This is a genomic window from Leptospira sanjuanensis (assembly GCF_022267375.1).
GTDB classification, from domain to species: Bacteria; Spirochaetota; Leptospiria; order Leptospirales; family Leptospiraceae; genus Leptospira; species Leptospira sanjuanensis.
Genome location: NZ_JAIZBH010000001.1, coordinates 784,473 through 807,500, shown reverse-complemented (window position 1 = coordinate 807,500; position 23,028 = coordinate 784,473). Strand labels below are relative to the sequence as shown.

Annotated in this window: 13 protein-coding genes and 1 pseudogene (1 of these 14 cut by a window edge); 10 read left to right on the top strand and 4 right to left on the bottom strand. The window is 46.4% G+C overall.

All coding sequences use genetic code 11. From position 1 onward, the window contains the following. Window positions 1–1,147: pseudogene (locus LFX17_RS03660) on the bottom strand (Lcl C-terminal domain-containing protein); it reaches 82 nt to the left of the window's first position. 1,293 nt (window positions 1,148–2,440) lie between these two features. Here LFX17_RS03660 and LFX17_RS03655 point away from each other — a divergent pair. Next, window positions 2,441–3,502, top strand: coding sequence for a hypothetical protein (locus tag LFX17_RS03655; RefSeq protein ID WP_238745093.1), 1,062 nt, complete (start codon window positions 2,441–2,443; stop codon window positions 3,500–3,502). A gap of 92 nt (window positions 3,503–3,594) precedes the next feature. Here the strand turns inward: LFX17_RS03655 and LFX17_RS03650 are convergent, their stop codons facing one another. From LFX17_RS03650 to LFX17_RS03640, 3 genes are all read right to left on the bottom strand, one after another. Further along, entirely contained in the window at window positions 3,595–3,741 is a 147-nt protein-coding gene (locus LFX17_RS03650) for a hypothetical protein (RefSeq protein ID WP_238745091.1), read from the bottom strand. A gap of 272 nt (window positions 3,742–4,013) precedes the next feature. Next, the gene (locus LFX17_RS03645) at window positions 4,014–4,907 is read right to left on the bottom strand and encodes a DMT family transporter (protein WP_238729040.1); all 894 of its coding nucleotides are present in this window, start codon (window positions 4,905–4,907) and stop codon (window positions 4,014–4,016) included. Next, a complete protein-coding gene (locus LFX17_RS03640; protein WP_238745089.1) occupies window positions 4,907–6,433 on the bottom strand; it encodes a M14 family zinc carboxypeptidase in 1,527 nt (508 codons plus the stop codon). Before LFX17_RS03640 ends, LFX17_RS03645 begins: the two co-directional genes overlap by 1 nt. A 96-nt stretch (window positions 6,434–6,529) precedes the next feature. On the opposite strand from LFX17_RS03640, the gene LFX17_RS03635 reads away from it, so the two are divergent. The 9 genes from LFX17_RS03635 to kdpB all read left to right on the top strand — a co-directional run bounded on the left by LFX17_RS03635 (window position 6,530) and on the right by kdpB (window position 23,018). After that, window positions 6,530–7,414: a formylglycine-generating enzyme family protein gene (locus tag LFX17_RS03635; RefSeq protein WP_238729036.1), complete on the top strand. Its 885-nt coding sequence runs from the start codon at window positions 6,530–6,532 to the stop codon at window positions 7,412–7,414. Window positions 7,415–7,568: 154 nt separating this feature from the next. Next, window positions 7,569–8,663, top strand: coding sequence for an LIC_10091 family lipoprotein (locus LFX17_RS03630; RefSeq protein ID WP_240009249.1), 1,095 nt, complete (start codon window positions 7,569–7,571; stop codon window positions 8,661–8,663). Window positions 8,664–8,771: 108 nt separating this feature from the next. Beyond that, the gene (locus tag LFX17_RS03625) at window positions 8,772–10,463 is read left to right on the top strand and encodes a hypothetical protein (protein WP_238745087.1); all 1,692 of its coding nucleotides are present in this window, start codon (window positions 8,772–8,774) and stop codon (window positions 10,461–10,463) included. Window positions 10,464–10,692: 229 nt separating this feature from the next. Further along, window positions 10,693–11,616, top strand: a complete 924-nt coding sequence (locus tag LFX17_RS03620) for an acetoacetate decarboxylase family protein (protein ID WP_238745085.1) — start codon at window positions 10,693–10,695, stop codon at window positions 11,614–11,616. Between the two features lie 60 nt (window positions 11,617–11,676). Beyond that, a complete protein-coding gene (locus tag LFX17_RS03615) occupies window positions 11,677–13,746 on the top strand; it encodes an NAD(P)-binding protein (protein ID WP_238745083.1) in 2,070 nt (689 codons plus the stop codon). Window positions 13,747–13,811: 65 nt separating this feature from the next. Beyond that, entirely contained in the window at window positions 13,812–19,022 is a 5,211-nt protein-coding gene (locus LFX17_RS03610) for a trifunctional serine/threonine-protein kinase/ATP-binding protein/SpoIIE family protein phosphatase (protein ID WP_238729026.1), read from the top strand. A gap of 131 nt (window positions 19,023–19,153) precedes the next feature. After that, entirely contained in the window at window positions 19,154–19,243 is a 90-nt protein-coding gene (locus LFX17_RS03605) for a potassium-transporting ATPase subunit F (protein WP_238729025.1), read from the top strand. 9 nt (window positions 19,244–19,252) lie between these two features. Next, a complete protein-coding gene (gene kdpA, locus LFX17_RS03600; protein ID WP_238729023.1) occupies window positions 19,253–20,926 on the top strand; it encodes a potassium-transporting ATPase subunit KdpA in 1,674 nt (557 codons plus the stop codon). A 10-nt stretch (window positions 20,927–20,936) separates the two neighbouring features. After that, window positions 20,937–23,018 (top strand): potassium-transporting ATPase subunit KdpB, encoded by a 2,082-nt coding sequence (gene kdpB, locus LFX17_RS03595; RefSeq protein ID WP_238745081.1) that lies wholly within the window; start codon window positions 20,937–20,939, stop codon window positions 23,016–23,018. The last annotated feature ends 10 nt before the right edge of the window (window positions 23,019–23,028 follow it).

Sequence of the window (23,028 nt, the reverse complement as noted above, 5' to 3'; positions counted from 1 at the left end):
GGATAAAAGCCGAATACACGGGCAAGCAACACCGATGATCCGGTTGTGGAAGTCCAAAAAGGCACTGCGGCCACAGGAGTATTAGGAAAAACTCCAAAAATAAACGGAGCCGCAGCCGCGGAATAATCGACGATGCTGATCATCTCGTTTGCATTCGGCAATCTCCAATTGGTGCGACCGGCAAAATTGAGAACATCACAGTAGGCGAGCGCGCCTGCCCAAGTGATTATATTAACAACACCTACGGTACAACCTGCTCCTGTAAGTCCCGCCGCGCACTTTTGCCAAAGAAGCCCTGTGTTCTGATCGAAAACGGTATCTGTCGCAACCGCTGGAGGAGGTAAAAAAGAATTGTCCACAAACGAAGGCGCAGGAATCGGATTTCCCGAAACACAACGCAAATAACGAACCACACTTTTACCTACGCTGAATACATGATTTCCCAATGCAAAATCGCTTTCAAACACTTGCCCCGGTAAAGGAACTCGAGTCGTATTCGATATGTATGCAACTAAGGTATTCGTATTGGGAAATGCCGCCGTATCTATGTAAGGCGCTGTACCGGAACTATTCACGAGAGAAGTCAATTCCCGGATGGTGGGAATTCTCCAGTTGGTTTTTCCCGCGTAACCTCGGCCATCATTGAGGGTATTGAGCTCCGCACAACTTCCGGCAGCTCCCGCGTCTGCACTATTCCAAGTGATGGGAGTCATTACTCCCGTTGAACAATCCGATCCGCCAAGTCCTTGAGCACAAGTTTTCCATGTCAAGCCGTGCACTTGATCCAGAGTCGTATAGTCGTTGGGATATCTACAGTGTTGTGTAGGCGCACTAAAAGATCGTGCAATCGGTATGTCATTGAATTCTCCGTCCTGACCGGTGCCTGCACAAGCGACGAGGGCTCCCGTTGTATCCCAACATTGGGTTTGCCCCGTGTCCGTTACCGCCGCCGGTGTGAAGTTAAAATTAGATCCGGGACATTCATACACATCTTCTGTAGAGTTCGATTTGAGTAGCTGTTGAAAAATGGCGTAGGGAGGATCCGGTTTTTTCGGCTGATGGACACAATTCAAGAGACAAACAAGTAAAATTCCAAAAAGTGAATTCGAATATTTAAAAAAGAAAGAAGGTTGAAGCGGAAGCCCATGACAAATTTCAAAAACGCATTTCTGCGGTTTGACTGTGCGTAAAGGTTCCATCCTGTTTTGATATTTTTTTTCGCCTAAAAAATGAAAACGCATACTATATTATACATATCAGTTTTATCTTTTAGTCTTTGAATTTGAAGTTAAACGGTTCAGCTTATACTCTGAAGAATGTGAGAGCAGGATAAAGCTACATAAAACCAAAAATTTGAGTGAGTGCCACTTATATCATCCTTACAAGAATCAGAATTCGTTTCTATCTTCGAACACCAGCGAGATGCCGAGTTTCACGAAAACGGAGAAACTCGGTGTTCCCAATAAAAAGAAATCGCGTAAACATCGAAAGAATCGTCGAGCGACGGCATTTGGGGAACTCCTGCAAATTTTCTTTGAGCTTTGAAACAAGTTCCTAATCTTTCCGATCAACCAAATGAAATATTTTCCACATAAGGACTTTTGTTTCAGCGATTTCTCAACGTTAGATGTTAAACGGATGAGAAAACGATTTGGATCTATTGTTATATCTCAAAAATTTGAGCATAGGAATGCTCTGCAAAAGTGATTTCAAAAAACTTTCTGTTTCAACCCGTACTGCATAATATTTATTGAATGTGTCGATTCCGTCTTCCCGATCTCCGGATTTACTCGGGCATTCCAACGAATACCTCTTCGTATTTTTTGGGAAAATACGTTGGAATTTTTTAGAACCGGGTCAAATACACCGACGATTCCGTGTGAGTTCCTGCATGTTTTACCGACAAACTAAGGATCCTCGTCGTATACAAGGAAACTGTATGAGTTCCTACATTCCCACTCCTTACAGGAAAAAAGCCCGAATCCAAAGGGAATCCTCCGGTCTGAACATCAAAACGTGCGGGAGTTCCCGCACTTTTCCCCGAACTGAAAGCAAAATCCCAAAAAAACTCCAGTACAAGCGCTCGCCTCTATACCGTTTGTCGTAGCCGCCATAACCTTTCGAGTGAATACGCTCAATTTTAATTTCAAAACAAAACGTTTATTCAAAAATTTGAATATATTAAAATGAATTCGATTAAAATTTTCGCATAACAAGAAAATATGAACTTCAATGACGGTTAACGTTATATCGGCTCCGAGCGCCGCTTACTCATAAACCCGAATCGAAAAACTCAAAATAAGCCCCGAGCGGCATAAACGAAAAATTTTCATTATATTATCCAAAGGAAAACGAACCGCGAAACTACTTCGGTTTAAAATCCGTTAATCGGAATACCGGCGAAAATCTCGTTTTTACGGCCAGTTTCAACGAGGACACATTGAAGACATTAGATAAAAACGCAAAGACTACATTCAAAAAACGGAATTCTCTTATCAAAATCGTCATGAGCACGGCGATGCCTTTCATTTTCGTTTACTCGTGTCACAAACACGAAAAATCGCACATGGACCTGAATCTTCTTTTGGCTTCTTCCGCGATTGCCGAAGCCGTTGCAACGGCGGGAAATCCGAATTGTATTCCCGAAATCGGATGTAACACGGTAAAGGCGGCCAACGATTGGTCCGAAATCCAAGTCGGAGAATTGCCGATCATCATTACGGCTCCGCATGGAGGTTCGCTTTTACCCGCGGAAATGAAAACGCGAACCACGGGAACTCTGGGAAATGATTCGAATACAGCGGACTTGGCGATCAAGATCCGCGACGAACTTCAGAAATTTCTCGGAAAAAGACCGCATTTGATTCTCAATCACTTGGATCGTTCCAAGATCGATATGAATCGTTCCACGAATCAAGCCGTGGACGACGAAAACGATCCGGACTTTCAAACGAATCTTCGAGCCTATACGGACTTTCATCGTTTTATCAATCTTACTCGAACCCATATCGCCGGAAAATTTACGAGAGGAATTCTTGTGGACATTCACGGTCACGCGCAAGACGAGAACATCGTTCAAATCGGCCTGGATCTGACGGAGGCCGAACTGGAATCGAATGAAAACAACTGGGCTACGAACAATCTTCATCGGTCCTCCAGCTTACGTGCGTTAGTTGAAAACGGAAATATGACGTTGAAGGAAGCGATTCTCGGAAACGACGCGGTGGGAACGCTTCTGGAGGAAAAAGGTTTTCCTTCGTTTCCCAATCGTCAGCTGCGGAATTTTGCGACGACCGGCACCAATCATTATTTTACGGGCGGTTATAACACGGCCACTTACGGTTCGGGCAGCGGCGGGAGAATCGACTCGTTTCAAATGGAAACTCCCGGTCCCAATCTACGCAATACCGAAAGCACGAGAGCCGATTTCGCGAAAAAGTTCGCAGAATCCTTCGTGCAGTTTTTAAGAAGAGCAAATTATCCGGGAATTCCTCAAAGCTGAAGAAGAAATACGGCGATCGTTAACAAACGCGCACGGTTCGAGTTTTATTGACGTTGCACTTTTTCATATGTTTTTTCGCATTCCTGCGCTTCCTAAAATACGGAAAGATGATTGGTAGACAATTTACATTTACCGTCGCTTAACAATTTTGCTACTCCGACATAGACGCTGTTTCCGTCCGAAAGAATCAGTTCTATGTCCTGCGGATAATCGGTCCGGTCATACGAATGCCGTAACACGAAATGGCTGTCGGAGATATATCTCCGGTGCAATTGAACCGTTTCGATGCGGATTCGTGTCGAACAAAACCGTGAATCCGGTCGAGAAAGAGATCTATTCTTATGACAAGCGTAAATTCTTAATTGTTCCGACAAACGATTGAGGAAAACAACTTGCATTTGCAGAATACAAGTTGTCGGGCCTGTGGCAAACGAAAGAGTTCTTCTATCGTTCGATTGGATGGCGGTTTATAAAAAAGATCCACAAGAAAGAATGACGGAAAATCGAACGACTATTCTCGATCCTTGCCGATCGATTCGGCCAGAATCAAACCGCAAAATACGATCGCACAACCGATCACCCGGATCGGTCCGGAAGTTTCACCTAACAATAAATAGGCGATGATCGAAGAAAAAACGGGTTCGAGAGAAAAGATGATTCCGACCCTCGTAGGCGACACGCGATGCTGATATTTGGTTTGCAGAAACGTCGTGAGAACCGAAGCCAATAACGCGTTGTAAAGGACTCCCGGGATCAATCTCATACTCGGATTCAATTTCGCTTCTTCGATTCCGCTCACGTCTAAAACTACCACGGATAAGAGAGCGAAAAAACCGGCCACAAACGATTGATAAAAAACCGAAACTCGAATCGGAATATCGGAACCCATCCGGTCCATCTGAATGATGTAAAGCGAAAAGAAAAGCGCTCCGCCGAGCGTGATCCAATCGCCGCTCGCGATCTGCAACGAACCTTCCCGTCCGACTTCTCCCAAAAAAATCAGACTGATTCCGATAAAAACGACCAGCGCTCCCAAAAGATTTCCCTTTGCGGGCATTCTTCGTTTGAAGACCGCCTCCAAAAACGGAGTAATGACGACTAACGTTCCGATTAAAAAAGAGGACTTAGTTGCGGTGGTCGTTTTTAATCCGACCGTCTCACAGGCGAATCCGAGATACAAAAACATTCCGAGAAGAAACGCCCCGGGATACCAAATTCTTCCGTTTTTAAATTCTTTCCAAGCGAACGGAAAAAAAATCAAACTCGCAATCCCGAAACGCAAACCTAAGAAGATCGAAGGCGAAGTGTCCCTGAGCCCGAAGATCGTCATCGTAAACGTTCCGCCCCAGATCAAAGTGCAGAGAATCAGATACGCTTCGTTTCCGAATTGTTTCAGATTGAACATCAGGCTTTGCTCTTCTTCAATACGATTTTAAGCGGCTCCCAATTCCGATTCGGACGGGAACGGATTTCCACGGATTCATAGCCTTCTTTTGAGACTTTGATTTTGGTTTCTTTCCGATCGGGAAACAACTGAAAGAAGAATCCGTTGTTCGGATTGGAGACGCGGACTTCTTCCTGAAAATATTTCACTCGATCTATTTCCACCTTCGCTTCGAGAGGAATTCCGAATTCGTCCGTGACCTTCAAAAAGATCTTTCTTCCTTCGAGGACTTCGTTTAACAAAATGTTCCAGGATTCTCGCAGGGAAAGATTGACCTTCTCCACTTCCTTATAAACCGGATTGAGATGCGTGGTTTCGAGAAGATACGCAAGAGTTCCGTGCGCGAAATAGAAATAATCCTGATCCACTCCGTCGATCGGATAGATGTTCTTTCTCGCTTCGAATTCCTTTTCCGGATTGAGACTCGCAACCGAAGCTGCGATTTTTTTTCCCAATTCTCCCGCCATATCCGGTTCGGGGTTATTCAACGAATCGATGGAATACGGAACCAACAGACAATTCGCATACGCATGATAGCTGATGGAAGCCGCAAAACGTTCCTTATTGGCGAGTTCCATCATCGCCTTCGTTTCGGGCTCCGAGCCGGGCGACGGTCCCCTGTAAAAATAATTGGAAGGATTCGGAGAGGAATAACCTCCTCCCGTTTTTCCCCAGAAGAACGGATAGTTCCGATTGATGTCCACGCCCGGATTGAGTTTGTCGTTTACCGGTCCGACTCCGGGATAACCGTTCTTCCTTCCCATCAGATTGGAAACGTGCCAGAAATGTCTGGCTCCGTCCGGGTTGACGATCGGAACGACCCAGATCTTCAACTTATTTAGAATTTCATCATATTCCTTCGGTTTGGAAAGAACGGAATACACGATATCGTAGCAGTGTTCGATCGATATGACCTCGTTGGCGTGATGCGCACAGTTGAAAAGAACCGAGATCTTTTCCTTATCGGGAACGTTCGTGTTCGTCAAAATCAGCGCGGGAATCTCCCTTCCTCTCGCGGTTTTTCCGATCACCTGCACGCGCGCCAGTTTGGAATAACGGTTCGCAATCCCGAGTAGATAATGAATATTTAATATATTATCCTTATATCCTTTCTTTAAATCGTCCAGTCCGTTGAACCGTTCGTTGATCAGATCCTGATAGTTCCCCGAGTAATATTTAAACGGAAAGTATTGTTTGACCACGGCGATTCCGGGCGATGAAAATCCGGCCCGATCCACGTCCTCTTTACTCATCACGGAATAATAGGAATCCGATTCCTGATAACTGATGGAATATCTTCCTTTGGTTTTTTCCCGAAACTCTCCCAGACGTCCGGGTTCGATCCGAACGAGAAGCATCTTTCTTGGATCGTTTAGGGGAGAATTCGGAATCTTCTTTCGAAAAAAACCGGAACAGGAAATCGATACGAACACGCCGAGAAAGGCGATCGAGGCGGCTCGGAGCGTATAGATAAAACGCGTTTTCATTCGATTCGACGACTGGAGCTACTTTGCTCGGGTCGCTTTAAGAATCCAGAGATTTTTATGTTGATTTGTCCGTTTCCTTTTTCAGTCTATCCTTCAATGAAATCGAAACTTCGGAACATTCTTCTTTTGACCGCCGCGTTTTCGGTCATCTGCATCGGATGTATGTGTAAACTTCTCGCGGATTCTTCCGCTTGCGGAGGCAAGGAAATCGCGGGTATGAAATGTATTCCTGCGGGAGAATTCATCCGCGGAAGCAACACACACGACGCGGACGAAAGGCCGGAAGAGAAAGTGTATGTCAGCGACTTCTATATGGACACGTACGAAGTCACGAACGAAGAATTCGACAAGTGTAAGAATGCGGGTAAATGCCAGGAATGTTTAAAGACCGGTAAATGCAATTATATCGGTCCGCGTTATGGTAAACCGTATTTAGGTCCCAAACAACCGGCCGCGGGAATCAGCTGGTACACCGCAAAGGAATTCTGCGAATGGGCGGGCAAACGTCTTCCTACCGAAGCGGAATGGGAAAAGGCGGCGAGAGGAACCAACGGAAATTTATATCCTTGGGGAAACGAACCCGCGACCTGCGAACGAGCGATCATAGAAGTCGGCGACGTAAAAGGTTGCGTCGCTAAAAAAACGGACAAGCCGCATCTCATGCCGACCGCCAACGTGGGAACGAGAGCGCCCGGAGTGTACGGACTTTATGACATGGCCGGCAATTCCTGGGAATGGACTCAAGATTGGTATTCTCCCTCCTTCAAAGCGTGTGGAGAAGCCTGCCGCGGAAAGGATCCGAAAGGACCGTGCGACGGAAAAGAAGTCTGCCCCGGTCATACGAAAAAGGTTTTAAAAAGCGGTTCTTGGTGGTGGCCCGCAAGTTACGCAAGAGGTTCCAAAAGAAGATCTCATATCCCCGAAAATTTTCCGGAATACCATCACTTCGGATTCCGCTGCGCAAAGGATGCAAACAAATAACATGTTCAATATTTCTAACTTAAGAATTTATTCTACGGCTTGTTCCAAAATTAGAATTTATAATTTCGAAAAAAGCGAAAGCCGCAAGGTTCCGTCCCAAACATTACGTTTCCCAATATACGATTCAACTAAGAACTCTTTGGGACGGGTTCTTATGCTTACGTTCTTCGTTCTCGGCTTTTCCTTTTGCTCCGGTTCGGAAAAGATCAAGGAAACCCAAAACCGTTCCGCGTTGAGCGAACAGGATCTCGTTTCCAAACTTGAAATTCTCAAAGAAACCCCGCAAGAAACCCTAGTTCCCACCAAATGGGACGTAGGCGATACGACCGTTTCCAACGAAGACCGTCTGGATCTTCTGATTCCTCACGTTCAAAACGTGGGTAACGCGTATATCGGAGTCGGATCGGAACAGAATCTTACGATCGCGGCTTGGGCGAAATCGGATTTCATTTATCTCATGGACTTTACGCAGATCGTGGTTCACGCGAATACGATCACGATTCTCTTTTTGAAAAAGGGAGAAAAGAAAGAGGACTTTATCCGCCTTTGGGGAAAGGAAGGAGAAAAGGAAGCGCTTGAATTGATTCAGACTTCCTTACCCGATCCAGAAGTGTACAAGAAGGTTTACAAACAAGCTTCTCCGTTTATCCGCAAACGTCATAGAACCAACTTGATGCTTTCCAAAAAATACGATTACAAGATGTTTCAAACCGACGACGAACAGTACGCTTACATCCGCAAACTCGCCGTCGAGGGGAGAATTCTTCCGGTTCGCGGGAACCTTCTCGGAAATACCACGTTAACCGGAATCGGAAACACGCTGAAGAAAGTCGGACACAAAGTCGGAATCATTTATTTCAGCAACGCGGAAGAATACTTCGCATATCCGCAGGAATTTAAGAATTCCCTTTTGAATCTTCCGGTCAACGACAACTCCCTTGTGGTTAGAACCATCTCGGTTCGCAGAGATTTGTTTCCTTGGTCGCCCGGTTCCGAGATTTCGACGGACAGAGGATTTCATTATTGCGTTCAGAAAATTTCCAATTTTCAAAAATGGCTGGCGAGCAACAAACCGGGATTGCGATCTCTGCAAGTTATGGTGGAAGGCGGAACCGTGGATAAGAAAAACGGAATCACCGTCGTAGACAAGGAACCGGCCGTAACTCCGGCGCCTACCGCAACGACTCCGGCAAACCAAACGAAACCGACTACGACAACGACAACGACTTCCAATCCTACTGCACAATAAAATTCGAATATACCGAAGCGGGCCGCATACCCGCTTCGGAGTTGAATCTTAAAAAAAACACTTTACACTCCGCCGATCGTCGATTCACTCTAAACCGAACTTCGCGTTATGAAGAATTACGTAAAAGAAACGGTAATTTTGCTATTTTCTTTTTTCGTTTTTACGGTTTCGCTGAACAACAACCCGGAAATCCGATCTCTTGCATTCAACGCGGATACGTTGTATCCGATGGTCTTGCAACAGGATTTGATGGAGGACGAAAACTCTCCGCGCGGTTGGAGCCTGACCCCTTCTCCGTATTTCTTTCCGGACGTGACGTTTGCGTTTTTGATTCGAACGTTCGTGAACGACGGAATCGCCAGCGTTTACCTTGCGTTTTTAGGACAAGCCTTGTTCTTATTATTCGCGCTTTTGTTCGTTTTCGATTCCGAAAACGAATCCTCGGTCGAACGGATAAAAACAAGAAGAATTATCGTTTTAGCATATTCTTCTTTTTTAATTCTCTTTTCCGTCAATGCGTTCTTTTTTCCGATTTTAGGTTTTGCCTCGCACGGGAACGCTCTTTCCTTTACTTTTATCTGTTTCGGTTTTTGGAGAAAGAATCTTCCTTTCCCGAAAAGTCCTCTTTTGCGGGAAGAACGGAAACTCGTTCTGAAGTGGATATTTTTTGGAACATTGCAAATTCTTCTGATCGCATCCGACCCTTTATTCGTGTTTTATTTTTCTTTTCCCTGCATCTTACTCGCAGCGTGGGAATGGAAAACGAAACAAAATCCGGAAACCGTTTCGCGCTTGTCGTTTATCATTTTTTTCACCGGAATCGGTTGGTTTAGTTATCGGGCCTTAACGAAATCGGACTTCGTGTTTATTCCGACCGGTTATTACACGGGAACTCCCTCCCGGAATGTTTGGGAGCCCGTCACAGCCACGATCTCGCACCAGCTCGAAACGAATCCGATTTCATTTTATTTCTGGATCGGCATACTCCCCTTGCTTTTTCTCTGGAGAATGTTTCGGAAACGAAACGAGACAAATCCGAGTCCGCTTGATCCCACAAAGAATACCGGAAATCCTCAAACTGATTCTTCAGTAAACGAACTGAAACGACGCAACACGAAGCGAATTCTTCTCTTTCTGATTATAAGTACGATCGTATCCACGATCGGAATCTTTATTTCCGGGAGCCTTTCCGGAATCTTTCAGAAAGACGGTGTTCCGTTGCGGTATTTTCTTCCTCTTTTGTTCGTGTGGTTTCCGATCCTGATCGCATTCCTCTCCGAATCACCAATAAATTATAATAAAGGAATATTCAGATTTCTGTATACTTTGATCTTCTGTCTGGTTTTTTTTGCTTTAGCTCGGACGAACTCGGTTCCAAAACCCTACCAAGATTCTTTGGTCGATTGTTTGGACGCGAACCAAGAACGTTTTTCCTTAAAACGAGGGATTTCCGATTTTTGGACTTCCAGAAGAATTCGAATTTTCTCGAAAAAGGAAATCAGAGCCGATAATTATTTACGGGATCTGCATCCGGAATATTGGCAGAATTCCTGGAGTTGGTTTCTAAAAATTCCCGCGCAAGAATACAACTTTGCCGTTTTACCGGGATTGGATTCGGCAAATCTAAGAAAAGAATTCGGAGAGCCGCAATCCGTCATCGCTTGTGAAAATCATGAAATTCTAATCTGGAACCGGGATTCAGAAGAGCGATTTGCCCGTTTTCGCAAAAAGAAGCGGGAAGAAATCGAACTCTGGCATAAATTGACGGGCCGAAAACCGATTTCACCTGAGACACGTTAGGTTATCCCGCGCTAAAATTCTCGCGGATTCCGAAACAAAAACAATCGTTCACAATCCCACACGACGAAATCAAACCGCAAAATTCAAAAACATACCTTCCTTTTTTCCGTTTTTTAAATCGCCTCCCTCATCCCAGAAGCGAAAGAAACATACGCATTTAGTAATTTTATTATTTACAATATTTTACAATTCTAAGAAACCTTGAACCCCGATTGTAACAGGAGCGTGCATGGCAAATTACGTTGTTCGCGGCGGCGAACAGGAACTCCCTCCACCCTATCAGATGAAACAGGTGGAATTTTATTCTTTTTGCATAGAAGGAAATCGGAATGCGATTCAATCGATCGTCGACCGGGATCTGAACGGACCGGCAAACGGAACGGCCCACTATTCGGCGTTCACCGATAAATTATTTTTAGTCTTCGCCAAACAACAATATCTCGTTCCCGGGAACGATTGCGGATGGGTGGAAGAAACCGACGTAGGCTTCTGGATTCCGTTGTTCGCAAAAGATCCGCTCCGAATCCGCTTTTATCAACCGTATCTTTTCGTTGACATTCCGACGGCGATGGCGACGGGAAGAGAGATCTACGGCTTTCACAAAATTCAAGGCGATTTTCAAATGCCTTCTCTTCAGGTTCCTCCCGAATATTTTTCCGTGGACGCGGTCACTCCGAGAGGAAAGGACCGTCAGGCGATTTCGCAAAGAATGTTCACGTTGACTTGTCCTCCCGGAGGTTCGCAAACGAAAGAATCGTACGATGAGTTCTCCAAGATAGGAAGCAAGTTTGCGGAGATTCTTTTCGGAGATCCTTCCAAGATCACGATTCCTGGAATGGGACTCGTGATCAACCTTCTGGACTTTTTATTTTCTCCCGAACTGGGAATGGTTTTTCTAAAACAATTCCGGGATGCGGCCGATCCGACCAAGGCTTGTTATCAGGCGATCGTGGAAGCGAACAGCAACGTAACCCATTTCCGCAAAGGCGGATTGTTGGAAGGGAACTACGTCCTCGATCTTTTGGACAATCCGTATTTTCCTTTTATCTCCGACTTCGGTTTAAAAGGGAATTCGGTTCCGGTTCAGTTCGGAATCTGGTGCGATTTCGATTTCGATTTTTCTCCGGGAAAAATCATTCACCAAAACACATAAACAGTTTAGAATATACGATTTTACTGAACAAGTTAGATAACGGAGATTGCGGGTAGTTTTATGGCGGATAAGAAGGAAAAAATTGTAATTTTAGGAGGAGGACTCAGTTCGCTCGTCACGGCTTACGAAATCACTTCCAAGCCGGGTTGGGAAAAGAAATACGACATTACCGTGTATCAGTTGGGCTGGAGACTCGGAGGAAAATGCGCGAGCGGCAGAAATCAATCCGTTTACAATCGTATCGAAGAACACGGGCTTCATATTTGGTTCGGGTTTTACGATCACGCTTTTCAGCTCATCCAGAAATGTTACAACGAATTAGGGAGAACTCTCACGCAGCCGTTAGCGACTTGGGAGGAAGCCTTCAAACCCGCGAACTATTTCGTACTGGAGGAAAACGTAAACGGGTCGTATCAGCCTTGGCCGATTTCCTTTCCGATGAACGATCAGATCCCCGGAGAATCGGTCGAACTTCCCGATCCGAAAACGTATCCTTCCCTCATTCTCGATTACGTGAATCAATACTACAAAAACAATCAGCAATACATATTCCCCGATAACGAACATTCGGAGGATCAAAGCATCTGGAAACAAATACTCGAATGGATCGAAGATACGATCGAAGACGTAGGTCTCGATCTGATCGGAAAAACCATTCTCGTTCTAAAAAACCTTTTGGATAAACTCAGCAACGATTTCCCTCACGATCGTTTTCTCCGCATCCTGGATCTTTTTGCGAAAACGCTTTGGCAAAGAATCGAGAAAAAAATCGAATCGAACACGGAAGCGAGACGTTTCTGGATTCTGATGGATTTCAGTCTTACCAACATCAAAGGGATGATCGTCGATAAGGTTTTTGAAAAAGGTTTTGAAAGCATTGACGACTACGACTACAGGGAATGGTTAAGACATCACGGAGCAAGCGAGATCACGATCAATTCCGCGATCGTTCAAGCGATCTACGGACTCGTATTCGGGGGAGTCGATCAATATACGTTCGCCGCGGGAACCGCTCTCAAAGGCGCGCTTCGTATGGTGTTCACTTACAAAGGCGCTGTCGCGTATAGAATGCAGGCGGGAATGGGAGACACCATTCTTACTCCTATGTATGAGATCCTGAAACGAAGAGGGGTCCATATCAAATTCTTTCATCGTGTGAGGGAACTGATTCCGGGAACGGCAAACGGCAAGGCCTGCATTCAATCGGTACGCGTCGGAAAGCAGGTGAACTTAAAGAATGACGAATATTCTCCCTTGATCGACGTCAAAGGATTGGGTTGTTGGCCGAGCGAACCCCTCTACGATCAGATCGTGGAAGGAGAAATATTAAAAAAAGAGAATGTGGATCTGGAAAACTATTGGTCCGATTGGAAGGATCGAGAGGAGATCGTTCTCGAATACGGAAAGGATTTCGATCGTCTCGTGTTCGGAATTTCCATCGGAGCGATTCCCTTCGTATGTCCGCAGATTCTCGAAGAGAACTCGCAGTGGAAACAGATGACCGAAACGATCACAACTTGTTTGACGGACGCGTTTCAACTCTGGATGTTCCCCGATACGGCCGGACTCGGTTGGAAGTATTGGAAGAACGAACCTCCGATACTCGGATCGTACGTCGAACCGTTCGACACTTGGTGCGACATGAGCCATCTCATCAATCGGGAATCCTGGCCCGACGATATGTTTCCGAATCAGATCGCGTATTTCTGCGGGCCTTCTCCGTCCGGGATCGCGCCTAAAAATCCTTTAGCGAATCCGGACATCCCGGCCGAGATGGAAAAGTTGAAAGCAAGAATCGTAAAGTTTCTCGATCAGGACGCGCGCGGCCTTTGGCCGGCTTCCACTCCGACGGGAAAGACGAGCGGCTTTAATTGGAATTTGCTGATCGATCAGGACAAGACCCTCGGCGCGAAAAGAATCGACTCGCAATATGTCCGATTAAACATTCAACCAACGGAAAGATATGTCTTATCGGTGAAAGGTTCTACGAAATACAGACTTCCCGCGGGGGATAACGGATATTCCAATCTCGTAATCACCGGAGACTGGATTCAGAATTCGGTGTTAAACGCAGGTTGTGTGGAAAGCACCGTTGTGAGCGGGATCGAAGCCGCAAGTTGTTTCCTTTAATTTCAAAAACGAAATTTTTTTCTTTTTGATTTTAATCCTAGGGAGAATATCACAGTTCTTCCTAGATGGAACTTCCCGGCTTTGAAACCTTCGAATCCTTCTCCATAGATCATCAGTTTCTGATATACAGATCTCTGGATCAAAGATCGGGGAAGCACGTTCTTCTCAAAATCCTGCGTCAAAAAAATCCCACGCGCAAAGAGATTCAGAAGATCCACCACGACTTTAGAATTTCAAGTTTTGCGAAAGGACCGCGCATCCAAAATTCCCTCGAACTGATCCGTCACGAAGACGTTCCCATACTCGTCATTGAAGACTGCGGGTCCGTTCCTCTCTCCAGAATGTTTCCAAATGGTGTTAATTCTGTTGAGAAATTCTTTGAGATTGCCATGAGTATTTCTCTCGCACTGAAAGAGATTCATGAAAAGAGAATTCTTCATCAAGCGCTACGGCCCGGAAATATATGGATTCAACCCGAAACCGGAGTCGCGAGAATCACGGACTTTTCATCGGCTACGTTTTCGGGAAAGGATACTTCTCCTTCGATCACGCCCGACTTGTCCGCGGAAATTCTTTCCTATATTCCGCCCGAATTGACCGGAAGACTTTCGCGAGTGCTCGATCTGCGCACCGACTTTTATTCCTTGGGAATCATCTTTTATCAGATGATCACGGGAACCTTGCCTTTTTCCTCCAAGGATCGAAACGAAATTCTACACGCGCATCTCGCGAGAAGACCCGCACCCGTTCACACGATTCGGGAAGAATTGCCGCAGTCAGTTTCGTCCGTCATCGCGAAACTTCTCGAAAAAGATCCCGAACAACGTTATGCGTCCATTAACGGGTTGATCTACGATTTGGAACTTTGTCAACGGGAGCTTCGAAACGCGCGCAACGATTCGACGTTCGTTCCCGGTTCGAGGGACGTTCCTGAATTGACGTTCGATTCCTCTTCATTGTACGGACGCGATCGGGAAAAGGCGGTTTTGGAATCGTCATTGGATAGGGTTTTCCGCGGTGAAACCGGACTCGTTTTTATCACGGGAGAATCGGGTTCCGGAAAATCGGCGCTCGCCCGTTCTTTTTTGAAAAGTATTTCCGAACGGGGCGGAATCGTCGTTCAGGGCAAATTCGACCAATACGAAACCTCGGTCGCTTTCGGCGGTTTGATCCATTCCTTGCGGGATTTGGTTTCGATCTTTCTTTCCAAACCGGAAAAGGAAATCCGCGAATTCAAACGGCTGATCCAGCAATACACGGGCGCGAACGGAAGAATTCTTCTGAATCAAATTCCCGAATTGGAATTCATCATCGGACCTCAGCCCGAACTCGCGGAACTTCCTCCGGATGAAAATCGAAACCGATTCTACTTTACGTTACGCAACTTCATCCGGGCGATCTCCGAACTCAGCCGCCCTCTCGTTCTTTATATGGACGATTTGCAGTGGGCTGATCCCGCGAGTCTAAAACTGATCGAAACGTTTTTGATCTATTCGAAAATTAAGAATTTCTTATGTATTCTCGCGTTTCGTCCCGAAGCGATCGAAGCTTCCAGTCCGTTCTCGAAGGTCTTGGAATCGATCGAAAGCAACAAGATTTCCAAAAATCAGATTACGATCGATCCTTTGGACGGGGACAGCATCCATCGTCTCCTACAGGATTTAGCGCCCGGACCGGAGGAACAGATTCGGTCCGTCGCATCCACGCTTCATAAAAAGACCTTGGGAAATCCGTTCGCGATCGTCCAACTTCTGCGGGCAGCCGAAAAAACGAACTCCATCGCCTACGAATTCGAATCCAAACTCTGGAAATGGGATTTGGAAAAAGTTTCCCGTCTTCCGGTTGCGGATAACGTGATCGACCTCCTTTGCCAAAGAATCCGAGAACTCTCACCGGGCGTTCAGGAACTTCTCGGAGTCTGCTCCTGTCTCGGAGAAAGATTCACTTCGGGATTTATTAGTAAATTACGTTTTTTTGATACTTCCAAACTCAATCAAATCCTTTGGGAAGCGGTTCGAGAAGGTCTTTTGACGCCTTCGCACAATCAGGATCATTCCTTGTTTGAGGAAAACGTTTCGTCCGAACAAGCCTTCGGATTTTCGCACGACCGGGTGCAACAGGCGGCCTACAGTTTATTGGAGGATTGGAAACGGAAGGATTTCCATAAGAAGGTGGGGATCGCCCTTTTAACGCTGCACGGTCCGAACCCGAAAAACCGCACGCTCTTTCAGATCACCAATCACTTGAACCAAGCCGTGGATACGATCGAAGAAAACGATCTTAAAAAGAATCTTACGATTCTGAACTATAAGGCGGGGCTTCAAGCGAAGAGTTCCGGTTCGTATGAAAGTTCCCTGCAATACCTCAACTTCGCCTTGAATTCCTTGGACGGAGAAGCTCTCATCAAGGATTTGGAACTGTATTCGAACGTGATTTTGGAAACGGCCGAAACCGAATATCTTCTGAACAATTACGAACGAACGATGCAGCTCTTGGAATCCCTGGAAACCTTGCATCTTCCGGATCTACAATACATTCGGGCGGACGCGATCCAAGTCCGGCTTTATTCCAAAATGAACAAGGTGGAGAATGCGGTTCTCGCCGGTTTACGCGCGATGAAACGGTTCAAGATCAACATCCCCTCTTCTCCGCTAAAGGTGACGTTGACTTTGTTCAAGGAACTTTTCCTTTCTCTGATTTTGTCCAAAGGAAAATCGGATTCCGAATTGGTTCACACAAAGGAAAACTCGGAACCGGAATACCAGGCGTTGATGGATCTATTCGCGGATCTCGGCCCTTCCGCGTTTACGTACAATCAGAATTTATTCGCGCTCATCGTATTAAAGATGTTTAATACGTCTTTGACCAAGGGAGTTTCCAGAAGCAGCCCGATCGCTTACAGCGGCTACGGAATGATCGTCAACCAGGCGCTCAAGGATTTAAACCAGGCGATCCGTTATTCGAGGCTTTCCATGGAATTGAACGAAAAAATTCCGTTCGATCTCGTAAAGTGGAAGGTTCAATACGTGTATTCCGCGTATCTCTGTCACTGGAAGCGGCATATCACGCTCGACATAGGATTGTTAGACGACGTTCACAACGGAGCCCTCCAGAACGGGGATATCTTTTACGCGGGTTTCAGCATCCAGGCAAAGATGCAGAAAAAGATCTTCGCTTCTTCCCCGATCGAAGAACTTCTTGCCGACGTGGAAAACGCGGGAAGATATTTCACCGCGACTCGGGACGACTTCGCATTTACGATCGCGAAAAGTTCTCACCAATTGATCAAGGCGCTCGCGGGCAAAACCTCTTCTCCCGATTCGTTAAACGACTCCGAGTTTCAAAGCGAAGAGTTCGAAAAAAGAATCGCGGCAGATAAAAATTACACCGCGCTCTCGTATTACTATCACGATCTTACAAAACTCCATTACTTTGCGGGACGATTCGACAAGGCACTCGCCGCCGGACTGGAAGGCGAAAAACTCATTCAAAACGCGTTCGGATTGATTCCTTTCGCGGAGTTTTGGTTTTTTTACGGGTTAACGATTCTCGCCAATTTTCACGAATTCTCCTTCGGAGATCGGATCAAATATTCAAAAAAACTAAAATTAGCGAAGGCCCATTTCGAAAAATGGAGCAAGGATTGTCCCGAAAACTTCATGGGACTTCTCGAACTCTTACGCGCGGAAGAGGAAAGAATCAAAGGCAAAGTCGCGGAAACGATCGCGGGTTACGAAAAGGCGATCAAACTCTTTCAGGAATCCGGTTTCGTTTCCTTTCAGGCTCTTTCCTGCGAAATCGCGGCAAAGTTTCATTATAAAATCGGAAACTTCTCCCTCGGGAACCATTATATCCAACAAGCGATCGATTTCTACTCGAGATGGGGGGCGTCCGTAAAAACGGAGGAACTGGAAAATCGTTTCGCAAACCGTTTGAATCTTTCTCTTTCGCCCGAAGCGATGGGAAGAAAAGTCCAAAACAACGCACCCGATTTGGATCAAGAAATCATATTAAAAACCTATAATCTTCTCTCCGGAGAAATTTTACTCGATAACCTCCTCAAAAAACTCATTCAGATCGCGATGGAAACCGCGGGTGCGACGCGTGCTATTTATTTTCACTTACATAATAAAAACCTAATGGTCTTTCTCGCGGGTCAAAGCGGGGAAACGGGAATCGTGGTCGAAAATCTTCCCGAGCTGGACGAAACGCAATATCCGGTTTCCTATCTGAATTACGTATTTAGAACGGGAAAAATGATCTCTACGAGCGGATTCGATTCTTCCTCGATCAAGGATTTTACGGATCAGTACATCAAAGAAAAACGTCCGCAATCCGTGATCTGTATCCCTCTCGTTCACGCGGGAAGCCTCAAAGGAGTTCTTTATCTCGAAAACCAATTGGTCAAGGGAGTGTTCACGCCGAACAGGATTCAAACCCTAGAACTCATCGCGGGACAGGCGGCGATTTCGATCGAAAATGCGAATCTCTACGCAGAACTCGAAGAGAAAGTCATAGAAAGAACTTCCGAACTAAATAACACCATCAGCTTGATTCAAAAGGACCTTCTCTACGCGCAAAAAATTCAGGATCGGATTCTTCCGAAACCCGAAGTCACGTTAGGCGGAATCTATATCCTCACGAAATACATTCCGATGAACGAGGTCGGAGGCGACATCTACGACTATGCGGAAATTTCTCCCGGCAAGGTGAGAATCTTTTTGGCGGATGCGACCGGGCACGGAGTGCAGGCGGCGTTAGTCACCATGTTGATCAAATCGGAATACGAAAGTTTAAAGTATCTCGATCTTCCTCCGGGAGAAGTCGTTTCCGAACTCAACAAGGAGATCATCGCGAAATACAGCGCGATCAAATCTTTTTTCAGTTGCCTCATCGCGGACGTCGACACGGGGGAAGGAACCCTTTCCTATTCGGCCGCGGGACATCCGGATCAATTTTTTCTTTCCGGTTCCACGATTACTCGTTTATCGAAAAGCGGACCGATCATCGGAATTTCGGACAAGGTCAAATATCATTCTCAATTTTTGGAAATCTCCCAAGGCGATAAGTTGTTTTTCTTTTCGGACGGAATCGTGGAGGAGTTCAACTCCTTCGAAGAGGAATTCGGCGAGGACCGACTGCTCGAATCGATCCTTAAGGAATCCACCAAACCCGTTCCGGAAATGGTAAAGTCCGTATTTTCGGACGTTCAATCCTTTCTTTCGGGACAACAAGCACAAGACGACATCACTTTTTTATCCGTCGAAGTTCTCTAACCGACTTAACAACTTCTTAACCGTCTTTTCCAAGGTTTAACCTCGAGCGATCTTGACTCGTTCGACGCTTCGTGATTTACTTTGAATACATCAACCGGAAACAAGCGCCGGTATTCGGGAATCACGTATCTATGAATTTTGAAACGACCATCGCCCTCGGTCTGAGCGGCATTTGTATCGCGTATCTGATCTACTCGATCTTCAAACCGGAAAAGTTTTAAGGAGAAGTTATGGCAACGGAATGGATTCAACTTTTCATCTTTCTATTTTCACTTGCGATCCTATCTCCTATGCTGGGGAGTTATCTGCATACGGTTTTTTCCGCTACCGAGACCCTCCGATTCGAGCGCGTATTGTATCGAATCTGCGGCTTTGATTTCAAAGCGGAAATGAATTGGAAAGAATATGCGACCTCTCTTCTTCTTTTCAACCTTTTCGGATTTATCGCGCTTTTTTCGATTCTGCTTTTTCAGAACGTCCTCCCTATGAATCCACAAAATCTTGCGGGACTCGATCCTTTTCTTGCGTTCAATACGGCGGTCAGCTTTATGACCAACACGAACTGGCAGGCTTATAGCGGAGAATCGGCGCTCAGTTATTTTTCTCAATCCGTCGGACTTACGGTTCAAAACTTCGTAAGCGCGGCGACGGGATTCTGCGTATTGCTGGCCGTCTCTCGGGGATTTGCCACCAACGCAAATCCGGCGATCGGAAATTTTTGGAAGGATTTGATTCGAGGCACGTTATACGTTCTTCTCCCTTTATCGATGATCCTCGCGACGATCCTCGTCGGGACGGGCGTCGTTCAAACATTTTCGGAATACGTAAACGCGACCACACTCGAAGGAAGCACGCAGGCGATTCCCTTAGGTCCAGCCGCGTCGCAGATCGCAATCAAACAACTCGGAACCAACGGCGGAGGTTTTTTCGGAGTCAACAGCGCGCATCCGTTTGAAAATCCGACTCCGATTTCCAATTTTCTCCAAATGTTATCGATCCTGATTCTGCCCGGTGCCTGCGTTTTTTTATACGGGAGAATCGTCGGAAATCTCAAACACGCATGGGTGATTTTCGGAGCGATGTTTACGATTTTTTGCGCCGGCGTTCTCGCCGTATGGTTTTCGGAATCCTCATACAACCCTTTGTTCGGAAATTTCGGATTTTGGGAAGGGAAAGAAGTCCGTTTCGGAATTCTGAACAGCGCGATTTGGGAAACTGCGACCACGGTTGCGTCTAACGGATCCGTCAACTCGATGCACGATAGTTTTTCTCCCATCGGAGGTTTAGTGGCGATGTTGAATATGCAGCTCGGCGAAGTGATCTTCGGCGGAGTCGGAGCCGGAATGTACGGAATGGTTCTGTTTATTCTACTCACGGTTTTTTTAAGCGGGATCATGGTAGGCCGAAGCCCCGAGTATCTCGGCAAAAAAATCGAAAAGCGGGAAATCCAAATGGCGATTCTGGGAATCCTGTTGCCATCGACTGTGATTCTACTTTTTACCGCCGTAACGCTCAACGTGCCGAGCGCGTTATCCTCTTTGACGAATCGGGGACCCCACGGACTTTCCGAAATTCTATACGCCTTTTCATCCGGAGCGGGAAACAACGGGAGCGCCTTTGCCGGTTTGAATGCGAATACGCCGTATTACAATTCCATGATGGGAATCGCGATGTTGATCGGAAGATTCGGAGTCATACTTCCGATTCTCGTTATCGCGGGAACTCTCAGTCTTAAAAAAAGATCCGAAGCCGTTTCGGAAGGTTCGTTTTCGACCGAAGGCGGAACCTTCTACGCACTTCTTTTATCCGTAATCGTGATCGTGGGGGCTTTGACCTTCTTTCCGGCGCTGACGATCGGTCCGATACTTGAGCATTTTATAATGTTTCAAGGCGCTTCGTTTTAAGGAGAATCGAATGAGTCGCAAATCAAAGGTATTTTTCGAGTCCGGAGTCCTAAAGGAGGCGTACGTAAATTCCTTTAAAAAATTGAGTCTTCGTTCCCAAATGAAGAATCCAGTGATGTTTATCGTTTTTTTGGGGGCGTTGTTCACTACCTGGATCTTCTTTAAGGATCTGTTCGCAGGAAACTATTCTTCCTTTAATCTACAGATCGGGCTTTGGCTTTGGTTCACCGTTTTGTTCGCAAATTTCGCGGAAGCGATCGCGGAAGGAAGGGGAAAAGCAAGAACGGATAGCCTTAAAAAAACACGATCCAATATCGTCGCCAAAAAGATGGTAGGCGGAAACCTGCAAACGGTGCCCGGACCTACATTAAAAATCGGTGATATAGTCGTCTGCGAAGCGGGCGATTTGATTCCCGGCGACGGGGAAATCATCGAAGGGATCGCAAGCGTGGACGAATCCGCGATCACGGGAGAATCGGCCCCCGTCGTTCGCGAAAGCGGCGGAGATCGTAGCGCGGTTACCGGCGGAACCCGAGTGTTAAGCGACAGGATCGTGATGCGCGTAACTGCGGAACAGGGAAACACGTTTCTCGATAAGATGATCGCGCTCGTCGAAGGCGCCAAACGTCAAAAGACTCCGAATGAAATCGCTTTGACAATGCTCCTTTCCGGGTTGTCTTTTATTTTTCTCATCGCCGTGATGAGCCTTCCTTTTTTCGCCGAATTCGTGGCAAAGGAAGGAGGAGAAAAAGCGGATCTGTCGATTCCCGTTTTGATTTCCCTTCTTGTTTGTTTGATTCCTACCACCATCGCGGGTCTTCTTTCGGCGATCGGAATATCCGGCATGGAACGTCTCATTCGGTTTAACGTGATTTCCAAAAGCGGAAAAGCGATCGAGGCCGCGGGCGACATCGACATTCTTCTTTTGGATAAAACCGGAACGATCACGCTGGGCAACAGGGAAGCGCGGGCATTCTTCCCTGCAAAGGGAGTGGAAGAAAAATATCTCGCGGATGTGGCGCAACTATCCTCTCTCGCAGACGAAACTCCCGAAGGAAGATCCGTTGTCGTATTAGCAAAAGAGAAGTTCGGCTTTCGAGAAAGAAATCTCGGCGAGATGGAGGGAGAATTTATTCCGTTCAGCGCTTCCACAAAGATGAGCGGAGTCGATTTCAAAAAAGAAGGCGTCGTCGTGCGCAGAATCCGAAAAGGCGCGGGAGATGCGATCCGTGTCTATCTTTACAACTTTAGTCAAAAAATTTCGGAAGAGATGGAGAACGTGATTCGAATGATCGCACAAAGAGGAAGCACGCCGATCCTTGTCGCGGAAAACGATAAACTTCTCGGAGTGATCGAGCTCAAGGACATCGTCAAAGGCGGTCTCAAGGAAAGATTCGCGAGCTTAAGAAAGATGGGAATCAGAACCGTGATGATCACGGGAGACAATCAACTCACTGCGGCGGCGATCGCGGCGGAAGCGGGAGTCGACGATTTTCTCGCGGAAGCGACACCCGAAACCAAACTCAAAAAAATTCGAGAACAACAAAGCAAGGGTTTTCTTGTCGCAATGATCGGCGACGGAACCAACGACGCTCCCGCTCTCGCACAATCCGACGTGGGAGTTGCGATGAATACGGGAACACAGACCGCGAGAGAAGCCGGAAACATGATCGATCTCGACAGCAATCCCAGCAAACTCATTGAGATCGTGGAAATCGGAAAACAACTTTTGATGACGAGAGGAGCGTTGACTACGTTCAGCATCGCCAACGACGTCGCAAAATACTTCGCAATCCTACCCGCTTTGTTCGGAAGTTTTTACGCGATTCAGGGAGAAGCCGGTCCCTTGTCCGCTTTAAACTTAATGCAACTCGGTTCGCAGAAGAGCGCCGTCTTAAGTGCGGTGATCTTCAACGCGCTTGTGATTCCCGCGTTAATTCCTCTCGCACTCAAAGGAGTCGCCTATCGTCCATTAGGCGCCGATACGATTTTAAAACGCAATCTTTTGATCTACGGTCTCGGCGGAATCGTAACTCCGTTTTTAGGAATCAAAGGGATCGATTTGATTTTAACGTTCTTGGGACTCGGTTAAGGAGAAACAC